The organism is Streptomyces sp. NPDC006393, assembly GCF_040628575.1.
Classification (GTDB): Bacteria; Actinomycetota; Actinomycetes; order Streptomycetales; family Streptomycetaceae; genus Streptomyces.
Map to the genome: position 1 here is coordinate 12,736 of NZ_JBEXZD010000013.1, position 12,140 is coordinate 24,875.

The following is a 12,140-nucleotide window of genomic DNA, read 5'->3' on the forward strand; positions in this document are numbered from 1 at the left end:
GTCGACCTGCTCAGGGGATCTTGCTCCCCTGGTGTGCCAGGGGACCGTGTTCCCCATTTTGCCGGACGGTCCAAACAGTGTGATCTGTCACAAGGATGCCGCACAGGTGTCCCGGGGTACGCGGCAGGGGTCCGATCGGACGCTGATCTTCGGGGTCCCGGGCGGATGTCGGTGCCGGGCTTTAGGCTGGCCGGGTGTCCAAATCGCCGGTGAGAGCACAGGTCTAGGGGGCTGGGCAGGTGGCTGCACATCAGGATTCCGCTGTGGGCGAACACGAGCCCGACGGCGGCCGGAAAGTGGCGGAAGCGGCGAAAGGTGCGTCCGGGAAGAAGCCGAAGAAGACGGCCTCCGCAGGGGCCGAAGGAGCGGTCTCCGCCAAGAAGGCCGTCTCCGCCAAGAAGGCGGTCTCCGCCAAGAAGGCCGTCTCCGCCAAGAAGGCCGTCTCCGCCAAGAAGGCTGCCCCTGCCAAGAAGGCCGCGACCAAGAAGGCCCCGGGCAAGACGGCTGCCGCCAAGAAGACCACCGGCAAGACCACCTCTGCCAAGAAGACCGCCGCCAAGAAGGCCGCCCCCATCAGCAAGGCCCGCCCGCCCAAGAAGGTGACCATCGCGCCGCCGAAGGCCACCGTCGCCCTGCGCGAGGCCGCGCCCGCCAGGACCGTCGTCCCCGAGCCGCCGAAGGGCGAGTCGCGCACCGCTCTCGTCCGCCGTGCCCGGCGCATCAACCGCGAGCTCGCCGAGGTGTACCCGTACGCCCACCCCGAGCTGGACTTCGAGAACCCCTTCCAGCTGCTGGTCGCCACCGTCCTGTCCGCCCAGACCACGGACCTCAGGGTCAACCAGACGACGCCGGCCCTGTTCGCGAAGTACCCCGCCCCCGAGGACCTCGCCGCCGCCAACCCGGAGGAGGTCGAGGAGATCCTGCGCCCCACGGGCTTCTTCCGGGCCAAGACCAAGTCGGTGATGGGCCTGTCCAAGGCGCTGGTGGAGGAGTTCGGCGGGCAGGTCCCCGGCCGGCTGGACGACCTCGTCAAGCTGCCGGGCGTCGGACGCAAGACCGCCTTCGTGGTCCTGGGCAACGCTTTCGGACACCCGGGCATCACCGTGGACACCCACTTCCAGCGGCTGGTGCGGCGCTGGCGGTGGACCGAGGAGACCGACCCCGACAAGATCGAGGCCGCCGTCGGCGCGCTGTTCCCCAAGAGCGACTGGACCGACCTCTCCCACCACGTCATCTGGCACGGCCGCCGTATCTGCCACGCCCGCAAGCCCGCCTGCGGTGCCTGCCCGATCGCCCCGCTCTGCCCGGCGTACGGCGAGGGCGAGACCGACCCGGAGAAGGCGAAGAAGCTGCTGAAGTACGAGAAGGGCGGCCTCCCGGGCCAGCGCCTCAAGCCCCCGCAGGCCTACCTGGACGCGGGCGGCCGGCCGGCCCCGCCCCTGGGAGCCACCGGATGACCCCCGCGAAGCCGACGGAACAGGCGAAGCCAACCGGACCGGAGGATTCGGCGGAACCGGCGGACTCGGTGGAACGATCCCGATGCCGCCGGGCGTTGGACACGACAGTACGGCGACGGGGACGGGGGTGGCGATGACGCGGGCGGGCGACACAGCGAGCGGGACGGCACAGGGGGCGCATGGGACGGTGAGCGGGACGCACGACGGTGCGATCGTGCTCAGCAAGGACGGGCTGCCCACGTGGCTGCGGCCGGTCGTGCGCGTCGCCGAGACGGTCGAGCCCGTCCAGCTGAGCCGCTTCCTGCCCCCGGAGAACGGCGCCGGGCGCCAGTCCGCCGTCCTCGTCCTCTTCGGTGAGGGCGAGCGCGGGCCCGAGCTGCTGCTCATGGAGCGGGCCGGCTCGCTGCGCTCCCACGCCGGCCAGCCGTCCTTCCCCGGTGGAGCGCTCGACCCCGAGGACGGCGACCCGCACGGCCAGGGCCCGCTGCGGGCCGCGCTGCGCGAGGCCGAGGAGGAGACCGGGCTGGATCCGGACGGCGTACAGCTGTTCGGTGCGCTGCCCCGGCTCTACATCCCGGTCAGCGGCTTCGTGGTCACCCCCGTGCTCGGCTGGTGGCGGGTGCCCAGCCCGGTCGGTGTGGTCGACCCCGCCGAGACCGCCCGGGTCTTCACGGTCCCCGTGGCGGATCTCACCGACCCGGACAACCGGGCCGTGGCCGTCCACCCCAGCGGTCACAGAGGTCCGGCATTCCTGGTCGAATCGACCCTCGTCTGGGGCTTCACCGCCGGAATCATCGATCGTCTGCTGCATTACGCGGGCTGGGAGCTGCCCTGGGACCGCGAGAAGCAGGTCCCGCTCGACTGGCGGGCATGACAGGGTGGGGCTCCGTGCCGTTCCGGCCGGGGCCCCGAGAGGGACGCCGTGTCCTGTGCCGCTGAACGGCGGGGCGGGCCCCGGCCGGACTGTGGGGATCGGAAGACGATGAGGCGAGGCTCGACGCGGTGAACGTGCTGGACATCCTGCTGCTGGTCGCCGCCGTGTGGTTCGCGGTCGTGGGGTACCGCCAGGGATTCGTCGTCGGCGTGCTGTCGGTGATCGGCTTCCTCGGCGGTGGCGTGGCCGCCGTCTACGTGCTCCCGGTCCTCTGGGACGCCCTGACGGACAACACGCCGGTCAGCACCACCGCGGCCGTCGTCGCCGTCATCATCGTCATCGTCTGCGCCTCGGTCGGCCAGGCCCTGACGACCCACCTCGGCAACAAGCTGCGTGTGCACATCACCTGGTCCCCGGCCCGCGCCCTGGACGCCACCGGCGGCGCCCTGGTCAACGTCGCCGCCCTGCTGCTGGTCGCCTGGCTGATCGGCTCGCTCATCGGCCGCACGACGATACCGACCGTCGGCAAGGAGGTCCGCAGCTCCAAGGTGCTGATCGGGGTCTCCGAGGTGCTGCCCACACAGGCCAACACCTGGTTCGACGACTTCACCTCGGCCCTCGCGCAGAACGGCTTCCCGCAGGTCTTCAGCCCGTTCGCCGACGAGCCCATCACCGAGGTGCGGCCCCCGGACCCGGCCCTGAGGCACAGCGCCGTCGCCGCCCGCGCCCAGCGCTCCGTGGTCAAGGTCGTCGGCACCGCGCGCAGCTGCGGCAAGGTGCTGGAGGGCAGCGGGTTCGTCTTCGGCGACCGCCGCGTCATGACCAACGCGCACGTCGTCGGCGGCGTCGACGAGCCCACCGTCCAGATAGGCGGCAAGGGCAGGAAGTACGACGCCAGGGTCGTCCTGTACGACTGGCACCGTGACATCGCCGTGCTCGACGTGCCGGACCTGAAGGCGCCCGCCCTGCGGTTCACCGACGAGGACGCGCGCAGCGGCGACGGCGCGATCGTCGCCGGCTTCCCGGAGAACGGGTCGTACGACGTGCGCGCCGCGCGCGTGCGCGGGCGTATCACCGCCAACGGCCCGGACATCTACCACCGCGGCGATGTCAGCCGCGACGTCTACTCGCTCTACGCGACCATCCGCCAGGGCAACTCGGGCGGCCCGCTGCTCACCACCGACGGCAAGGTGTACGGCGTCGTGTTCGCCAAGTCGCTCGACGACGCCAACACCGGTTACGCGCTCACGGCGGACGAGATCCAGCAGGACATCGCCAAGGGACGGGCCGCGAACCAGCAGGTGGACAGCGACAGCTGCGCGATGTAGCCCGGTGTCAGGTCCTTGAGGCCGGCGGAGCGGGTCAGCCGCGGGGGTGGCGCAGGCGTACCGAGACCCAGCGGGCCCGGCGGCGCAGAATGCGCGGAATGCCCACCCGGGGGTCCGCGCCCGTCAGTTGCCGGGCGTCCTCATGGAGGGAGCCCGGACCGCTCGCCGAACGGCGGGTGCGTGCTACGTCACTGTAGTCGTGCGTCCAGCCCATACTGCGACCTCTGCCCCTGCCCCAAGGTCGATAACCTCCCACGGACGCATCAATTGGCCTATGCGCCAGGCAAATGGCCGTTCGAAGGACAGGTGTTCACGTTCGGATACCGGGCGCATCGACGAGAGTCACCGACCCGTCCCCGACACCCGGCGCGGCATCACCGACCGGACCGGGCGCCCCACGCCGTGTCACGGCGGGTCATCGATCGGGTTCGGGATCCTTCAGCCAGTTGACCAGCTCGGCGGAGAACGCCACCGGGTCCTCCTCGTGCGGGAAATGACCCAGCCCGTCGAACAGCCGCCAGCGGTACGGCGCCTCTACGTACTCGCCGGAACCGGCCGCGCTGCGGGTGCGCTGCACCGGGTCCAGGGAGCCGTGCAGATGCAGGGTCGGCACGCGCACGGGGCGCTTCATCCGGCGGTAGAACTGGATGCCGTCCGGGCGGGCCAGGGAGCGCACCAGCCAGCGGTACGGCTCGATGGAGCAATGCGCCGTGGACGGGATGCACATGGCCCGGCGGTACGTCTCCACCGCCTCGTCGTCCGGCAGCCGCGGCCCCGACCAGTCCCGTACCAGACGGGCCACCAGCGCGCCGTCGTCGGCGGTGAGCTGCCGCTCGGGGATCCACGGCCGCTGGAACCCCCAGATGTAGGAACTCGCCGCGGTCTGGCGGACGTCCGCCAGCATCGCCGAGCGCCAGCGCCGCGGGTGCGGCATGGAGACCACCGCCAGGCGCCGGACCAGCTTGGGGCGCATCGCCGCCGCCGTCCACGCCAGATAGCCGCCCAGGTCGTGGCCGACCAGGGCGGCGTCCGGTTCGCCGAGGGAGCGGACCACGCCGGTGATGTCGAGGGCCAGGTTGGCCGGGTCGTAGCCGCGGGGCGTGCGGTCGCTGCCGCCCACGCCCCGCAGGTCCATCGCCACCGCCCGGAATCCAGCGTCGGCGAGCGCGACCAGCTGGTGCCGCCAGGTCCACCAGAACTGCGGGAAGCCGTGCAGCAGCAGTACCAGCGGGCCGTCGCCGAGCTCCGCGATGTGGAAGCGGGCGCCGTTGGCGGCGACGTCCCGGTGCGTCACCTTCCGGTCGCCGGGTACGTCGATCCGTACGACCGAGGTCGAATGCGCCGAAGGGGTGGCGGGGTCCGTCATGAGGACGAGCGTGCCACAGCTTCGATGGCCTCGGGTGTCCGGTCCTCCAGAGCGGGACGCTCCGGACGGGGGTGCGGCTTGGCATTCTGCAGGACGCCCGCGGTCTGCTTCATCGACGCGGCGACCTTCTGCGGGCCCTTGCTCTTCTTCGCCTTCTTCGCGAACACCAGGCCGATCAGCGCGAGGAGGCCGGCGAGCAGGACGTTGGCCGCGAAGGACAGCAGGAAGCAGACCGCCAGGTTCCAGCCGCTCCACGTCCGAATGCCGTAGGCCAGGGCGAAGTTGAGCATCGGCAGCGAGAACACCAGGACGACGCCGGCCGCCGAGAGCGCGCCGCCGCTCGCCGCGCCGCGCTTGACGTCCTGCTTCAGCTGGGCCTTGGCCAGTGCGATCTCGTCATGCACCAGCGCCGACAATTCGGTCGTCGCCGAGGCGAACAGCTGGCCGATGCTGCGTTCGGCGCCGACCGGGCTGCCGTCGGGTGCGCTCATCGCGATCTCCCTCTCCTGCCTGACTGGGAACGGTGCTGCTTTTGTACCGTCCCGTCAGATCATGCCGGACTGTCGTTCTCGTCGCTTGCCCCGCCCGGCACTTCGGCACGCCGCCCTGCCCGTTCGGCCTTTTTGAGCCGGGCGAGTCGTCGGTGTTCGGCGGCCTTGCGCTCGTGGATGCCGGCCATGCGCAAGTGGTAGGCGGGGTCGTCCTGCTCGTACACGTCCGGTACGCCGTCGAGGTCCTCGTCGCGCTCCTCGACCTCCCACAGCCGCCGGTACCTGGCGTTCCGCAGCTTCAGCAGGACCGTGGCCAGTGCCGCCGCGATCAGGGAGCCGACGAGGACGGAGGCCTTGACCGCGTCCGTGAGCGCCGCGTCGCCCGCGAAGGCGAGCTCGCCGATGAGCAGGGAGACGGTGAAGCCGATCCCGGCGAGCGAGGCGACGGCGAAGACGTCGGCCCAGGCCAGGTCCTCGCTGAGCGACGCCCTGGTGAACCGGGCGGTCAGCCAGGTCCCGCCGAAGATGCCGATCGTCTTGCCGACGACCAGACCGAGGACGACCCCGAGCGTCTCGGGCTTGGTGAACACGTCCGCCAGCGCCCCGCCCGAGAGCGAGACGCCCGCGCTGAACAGCGCGAACAGCGGTACGGCCAGACCCGCCGACAGGGGCCGCACAAGATGCTCGATGTGCTCGCCGGGGGAGTGGGTCTCGCCCTCGTGCGTGGTGCAGCGCAGCATCAGGCCCATCGCGACGCCCGCGATGGTGGCGTGCACGCCGCTGTTGTACATCAGCCCCCAGATGACCAGGCCGAGCGGTACGTACACGTACCAGCCGCGCACGCCCTTGCGCAGCAGCAGCCAGAACACGGCCAGCCCGGCGACGGCCCCGCCGAGCGCGGCGAAGTTCAGCCTGTCGGTGAAGAAGACCGCGATGATCAGGATGGCGAACAGGTCGTCGACGACGGCGAGGGTGAGCAGGAAGGCGCGCAGGGCGCTGGGCAGCGAGGTGCCGATGACCGCGAGCACGGCGAGCGCGAAGGCGATGTCGGTCGCGGTCGGCACCGCCCAGCCGCCGAGCGATCCGCCGCCGGTGAGGTTGGTGAGCACGTCGACGACGGCCGGAACGGCCATGCCGCACAGCGCGGCGACCACCGGCAGGACCGCCGCTCTGGGGTCTCTGAGGTCCCCAGCGACCAGCTCGCGCTTGAGTTCGATCCCGGCGACGAAGAAGAAGATCGCGAGGAGTCCGTCGGCGGCCCAGTGCTCGACGGACAGGCTCAGGCCCAGGGAGGCGGGACCCATGTGGTGGTGGGCGAGGCTCTCGTAGCTCGCGTGCAGGGCCGGGATGTTCGCCCACAGGAGGGCGGCGATCGCGGCGAGGAGCAGCAGGACGCCGCCGACGGTCTCGGTGCGCAGCGCGTCCGCGACGAAGTTCCGCTCGGGCAGGGACAGGCGTCCGAGGAACTTGCGGGGGGTGCTGGTGCGGGGCGCGGCCACGGGAACCTCCGGTCGGTGGGCAGGAACGAGCACATGCCGACCAGACTTCCCGGCACACCTGAGGATCTTGTGGATCTGCTTGCGTTGACGTCGCTTTGTTTAGTTTACCTAAGCTGAGGCGGGGGTGTGCCCGTGAGGCGCGCGGGGGCGCCCTTGAACAGCGGAAGGGGCACCCGGGGCGTCTGCCGCCGGGTGCCCCTTCGGGCCGTGCTCAGTCCTTGGCCGAGCGCTCGGCGCGCTCGCGGAACGCTCGGTCCTCGCTCGGTCGTCGGTCCTGGCTCGGTCGTCGGTCCTCGCTCGGTCCTCAGTCCTCGCTGGGCGCCGCCGGGAGCTTCGCCTGGATGAGGTCCATGACGGTGGAGTCCGTCAGCGTGGTGACGTCCCCGAGCTGCCGGTTCTCCGCCACGTCACGCAGCAGGCGCCGCATGATCTTCCCGGAGCGGGTCTTGGGCAGTTCGGCCACCGGCAGGATCCGCTTCGGCTTGGCGATCGGGCCGAGCGTGGCGCCCACGTGGTTGCGCAGCTCCGCGGACAGGTCCTCGGTCTCGGCGGCCGTACCGCGCAGGATCACGAAGGCGACGATCGCCTGCCCGGTCGTCTCGTCCGCCGCGCCGACCACGGCCGCCTCGGCGACCGAGGGGTGGGAGACGAGCGCGGACTCGACCTCGGTGGTGGAGATGTTGTGGCCGGACACCAGCATGACGTCGTCGACCCGGCCGAGCAGCCAGATGTCGCCGTCGTCGTCCTTCTTGGCGCCGTCCCCGGCGAAGTAGCGGCCCTCGAAGCGCGACCAGTAGGTGTCGAGGAAGCGCTGGTCGTCGCCCCAGATGGTGCGCAGCATCGACGGCCACGGCTCGGTGAGCACGAGGTAGCCACCGCCGCCGTTGGGCACCTCGTTCGCCTCGTCGTCCACGACCGTCGCGCTGATGCCGGGCAGCGGGCGCTGCGCGGAGCCGGGCTTGGCGTCGGTCACGCCCGGCAGCGGGGAGATCATGATGCCGCCGGTCTCCGTCTGCCACCAGGTGTCGACGACCGGCGTCCGGTCCGCGCCGATGTTCTTGCGGTACCAGATCCATGCCTCGGGGTTGATCGGCTCGCCCACCGAGCCGAGCACGCGCAGGGAGGACAGGTCGAACTTCGCGGGGATGTCGTCGCCCCACTTCATGAACGTACGGATCGCGGTGGGCGCCGTGTACAGGATGCTGACCTTGTACTTCTGCACGATCTCCCAGAAACGGCCCTGGTGCGGGGTGTCGGGAGTGCCCTCGTACATCACCTGCGTGGCGCCGTTGGCGAGCGGCCCGTACACGATGTACGAGTGGCCGGTGACCCAGCCGACGTCGGCGGTGCACCAGTAGACGTCCGTCTCCGGCTTGAGGTCGAAGACGGCCCAGTGTGTGTACGCGACCTGCGTGAGGTAGCCGCCGGAGGTGTGCAGGATGCCCTTGGGCTTACCCGTGGTGCCCGAGGTGTAGAGGATGAACAGCGGGTGCTCGGCCTCGAACGCCTCCGGGGTGTGCTCGGCCGACTGCCGGCCCACGACCTCGTGCCACCACACGTCGCGGCTGTCGTCCCAGGCGACCTCCTGGCCGGTGCGGCGGACCACGAGGACGTTGCGGACGTTGTCCACGCGCCCGATCGCCTCGTCGACGGCCGGCTTGAGCGCGGACGGCTTGCCGCGCCGGTAGCCGCCGTCGGCCGTGATCACGACCTTGGCGTCGGCGTCCTGGATACGGGTGGCGAGCGCATCCGCCGAGAAGCCGCCGAAGACGACGGAGTGCGCGGCACCGATGCGGGCGCAGGCCAGCATCGCGATCGCCGTCTCCGGGATCATCGGCATGTAGATCGCGACCCGGTCGCCCTTCTGGACGCCCAGCTCGAGCAGGGCGTTCGCGGCCCTGGAGACCTCGTCCTTGAGCTCGGCGTAGGTGATGGCCCGGCTGTCACCGGGCTCGCCCTCGAAGTGGATCGCGACGCGGTCGCCGAGCCCGGCCTCCACATGGCGGTCCACGCAGTTGTACGCCACGTTGAGCGTGCCGTCCTTGAACCATTTGGCGAAGGGCGGGTTCGACCAGTCGAGGGTCTCGGTCGGCTCCTTGGCCCAGGTCAGCCGGCGGGCCTGCTCGGCCCAGAAGCCGAGCCTGTCAGCCTTGGCCTGATCGTACGCCTCGGCCCTGACGTTGGCGTTCGCGGCCAGGTCAGCGGGCGGCGCGAAGCGTCGCTCCTCCTTCAAGAGGTTGGCCAGGCTTTCGTTGCTCACGACATCTCCCTTTCTCAGGGTGTCCGTTGTGTCCCAGGCCACAGCTCATCAGACCCGGGGGTCCGCTGACAAGGGCCGACGGGAAATTGGTTTAGACCTGTTGTCCGGGCTTCCCGTGCTGCTAGAGCCGCCTGCGCTGCCTGAGCCGCTTGACTGAGCCGCTCGCACCGGGCACCGGTGTCATCCGTACCCACGGACGGCGGGCCGCCCGGGTTCAGCCGGTGGCGGCCCGCCGGACCGTGCTCGGATCCGCCTCACACCGGTCTGGGCAGCTCCTCCGTCTCCTCCACACGGGTGAACACCTCGTCCCCACCCGTTCCCGTCAGCAGATACACCTGTGCCTCGGCCACGTGGAAGTACATACCGTGCAGCTCCAGCGTGCCCTCCCGCAGGGCCCGCGCCACCGAGTCGTGGGCGCGCAGGTGTTCCAGCTGCTGGACGACGTTGATCAGACACAGCCGTTCGACTGCCTCGGCAGGCCGTCCCTCGGCCGTCCAGGGCTCCGGGCGGCTGCCGTCGGCCATCCGCTCCACACTGGGCAGCCCGTGCCGCAGCCATCTCCCGAGCGGCGTCCCGGCGCTACCGGAGCCGGAGCCGGAGCCGGAGCCGGAGCCGGAATCGGTGCGGTGGTCGCTGCCCGTGCCCGTGCCCGCGCCGAGCAGGGCTTGCATCGCCCCGCACCCGGAGTGTCCGCACACGGTGATGGAGCGCACGCCGAGCACGTCCACCGCGTACTCGATCCCGGCCGCCACCGAGTCGTCACCCCGGTCCTCCTCGGGCGGCGGCACGAGATTGCCCACGTTCCGCACGACGAAGAGGTCGCCGGGACCACTGGAGGTGATCATCGACGTGACCAGCCGGGAGTCGGCACAGGTGAGGAAGAGCTGGGAAGGCTGCTGCCCCTCCCGCGCCAGCCGCGCCAGCTCGTCCCGCACATGTGGTGCGACCGTCCGCTGGAACATGCTGATACCTCTGGTCAGCTGCCGTCTGCTCGGACCGGGATCCGAAGCCGGCTTCCGGGCCCCGTACGCACCCGCGCTCCTGTCCGCGTCCGCGCCCGAGCCCGAGCCCGCGTGCGCGTCCACGTCTCGAGTCGCGCCCGAACCTGCGTCCGCGCCCGCGCCCGCGCCTCGAGTCGCACCTCTGTGCCCGCCCGTGTCGAGGACCGGTGCCGGTCCCGCTCCCGGGTGGGTGCCGTCGCCCGAGGCCGGCAGCGTCCGTGGGCCGCCCTCACACTGGTGGTTGCGCCAGGGTGTCCAGGGCCGGCAACGGCAGCCCGATGATCCGGCGGGTCCGGCCGGCTCGGCGATGCGGACTCCGGCGCGGCGGCCGGTGAGCTCGACGGAGCCGCCCTGCGCGGTGTGCGTGCGCTGCCAGTCCTGGAGCGACTCGTATGCGGCGTGGTCCATGAACGAGCCGTCCAGGGCGACGACGACGCTGGCCCCTTGGGGCACCAGATGCAGGGCCCGGCTGAGTCGCGGCACCGCGAGGAACGTCAACTGCCCTCGTACATGGACGTGATGGACTCCTCCCTGCTCGTCGTGCGTGATGCGGGTGCGGGCGAGGCGGTGCAGGGCGACGGCGACGGCCGCGGCGACGCCCAGGGCCACGCCCTCCAGTACGCCGAGGGCCACCACGCCGAGGGTGGTGACGGCGTAGACCAGCACCTCGCGGTGGCGGGTCACCGTGCGGATGTGGTGCAGGGACACCATCTGGATGCCGACGGCCATCACCAGGGCGGCGAGCGAGGCGAGCGGGATGAGCTCCAGGATCGGGACCATCAGCAGCGCGGCAACCACTACGAGAACGCCGTGCAGCATCGTGGAGTTCCGGCTGACGGCACCCGCGCGAACATTCGCCGAACTCCGTACGGCGACCCCCGCGATGGGCAGCCCGCCGAGCGCGCCGGAGACGACGTTGGCGGCGCCCTGTCCGAGCAGTTCGCGGTCCAGGTCGGAGCGGGCGGTGCGGGCGGCCGGTCCGGGGCGGCCGGCCGCCAGTTTGTCCACGGCGACGGCGCCGAGCAGCGACTGCACGCTGCACACCAGCGTGGTGCTGAGGACGGCGGCGGCCAGGCCGAGTACCGGCCCCTCGGGCAGTCCGGCCAGGGCGTGGCTGCTCCAGGACGGCAGATCGACCCGGGGCAGCACCAGCCCGGCGGCGGAGGCGATGACGGTGGCGCCCGCGACGGCCACGAGGGCGGCCGGCACCCGGCGCAGCAGGCTCCCGGCCCGTCCGGGAAGCCGGGGCCAGAGCAGCAGCAGGGTCAGGGTGAGTGCGCTGGCGGCGAGGGCGGCCGGGTCCAGGCCGGCCAACTGGGCGGGCAGCGCACGGAGGTTGTCGAGAACGGAGCTCTGCGGGTTGCCGCCGAGGACGATGTGCAGCTGGGCGACGGCGATGGTCACGCCGATGCCGGCGAGCATGCCGTGCACCACGGCGGGGCTGACGGCGAGCGCTCCGCGGGCCACGCGCAGGCAGCCGAGGCCGAGTTGGGCGAGGCCGGCGAGAACGGTGATGGCGCAGGTCGTGCGCCATCCGTAACGGTGGATCAGGTCGGCGGTGACCACCGTGAGTCCGGCGGCGGGGCCGCTGACCTGCAACGGGGATCCGCCGAGCCGTCCGGCGACGAGTCCGCCCACCGCGGCGGCCACGAGGCCCGCCTGAAGTGGGGCGCCGGTGGCGAGGGCGATACCGAGGGACAGGGGCAGGGCGATCAGGAAGACCGCTACGGCGGCCGAGACATCGGCGCTCGCGAGTCGGGGGCGGCGCCGCGGGGGCGGGCTGTGCGGTGGGTGCGAGTGCTGGGGCCGAGCGGAGTCGGCCGCGTGTGTGGGGGTGCAGGCTGACATGGATCTGGTCTCCTCC

The 12,140-nt window shown here is 71.6% G+C and carries 9 protein-coding genes; 3 read left to right on the forward strand and 6 right to left on the reverse strand.

The window, feature by feature from the left end:
- Nucleotides 1-263: 263 nt before the first annotated feature.
- The 3 genes from nth (at nt 264) to ABZ484_RS08865 (ending at nt 3,659) form a co-directional block, all read left to right on the forward strand.
- A complete protein-coding gene (gene nth, locus ABZ484_RS08855; RefSeq protein WP_358865186.1) occupies nt 264-1,457 on the forward strand; it encodes an endonuclease III in 1,194 nt (397 codons plus the stop codon).
- A gap of 133 nt (nt 1,458-1,590) precedes the next feature.
- A complete protein-coding gene (locus ABZ484_RS08860; RefSeq protein ID WP_358865256.1) occupies nt 1,591-2,331 on the forward strand; it encodes a CoA pyrophosphatase in 741 nt (246 codons plus the stop codon).
- 128 nt (nt 2,332-2,459) lie between these two features.
- Entirely contained in the window at nt 2,460-3,659 is a 1,200-nt protein-coding gene (locus ABZ484_RS08865; protein WP_358865187.1) for a MarP family serine protease, read from the forward strand.
- Nucleotides 3,660-3,693: 34 nt separating this feature from the next.
- Here the strand turns inward: ABZ484_RS08865 and ABZ484_RS08870 are convergent, their stop codons facing one another.
- The 6 genes from ABZ484_RS08870 to ABZ484_RS08895 all read right to left on the reverse strand — a co-directional run bounded on the left by ABZ484_RS08870 (nt 3,694) and on the right by ABZ484_RS08895 (nt 12,124).
- A complete protein-coding gene (locus tag ABZ484_RS08870) occupies nt 3,694-3,873 on the reverse strand; it encodes a hypothetical protein (protein WP_306188708.1) in 180 nt (59 codons plus the stop codon).
- Nucleotides 3,874-4,074: 201 nt separating this feature from the next.
- Entirely contained in the window at nt 4,075-5,025 is a 951-nt protein-coding gene (locus ABZ484_RS08875) for an alpha/beta hydrolase (RefSeq protein WP_358865188.1), read from the reverse strand.
- Nucleotides 5,022-5,516, reverse strand: a complete 495-nt coding sequence (locus tag ABZ484_RS08880) for a phage holin family protein (RefSeq protein WP_358865189.1) — start codon at nt 5,514-5,516, stop codon at nt 5,022-5,024. The genes ABZ484_RS08875 and ABZ484_RS08880 overlap by 4 nt, the downstream gene beginning before the upstream one ends.
- A 59-nt stretch (nt 5,517-5,575) precedes the next feature.
- Nucleotides 5,576-7,015 (reverse strand): Na+/H+ antiporter NhaA, encoded by a 1,440-nt coding sequence (gene nhaA / locus ABZ484_RS08885; protein WP_358865190.1) that lies wholly within the window; start codon nt 7,013-7,015, stop codon nt 5,576-5,578.
- 304 nt (nt 7,016-7,319) lie between these two features.
- Nucleotides 7,320-9,275 carry an acetate--CoA ligase gene (gene acs / locus ABZ484_RS08890; protein ID WP_358865191.1) on the reverse strand — a complete coding sequence of 652 codons (1,956 nt, stop codon included), beginning with the start codon at nt 9,273-9,275 and terminating at the stop codon, nt 7,320-7,322.
- 254 nt (nt 9,276-9,529) lie between these two features.
- Nucleotides 9,530-12,124: a SulP family inorganic anion transporter gene (locus ABZ484_RS08895; protein WP_358865192.1), complete on the reverse strand. Its 2,595-nt coding sequence runs from the start codon at nt 12,122-12,124 to the stop codon at nt 9,530-9,532.
- Between the last annotated feature and the right edge of the window lie 16 nt (nt 12,125-12,140).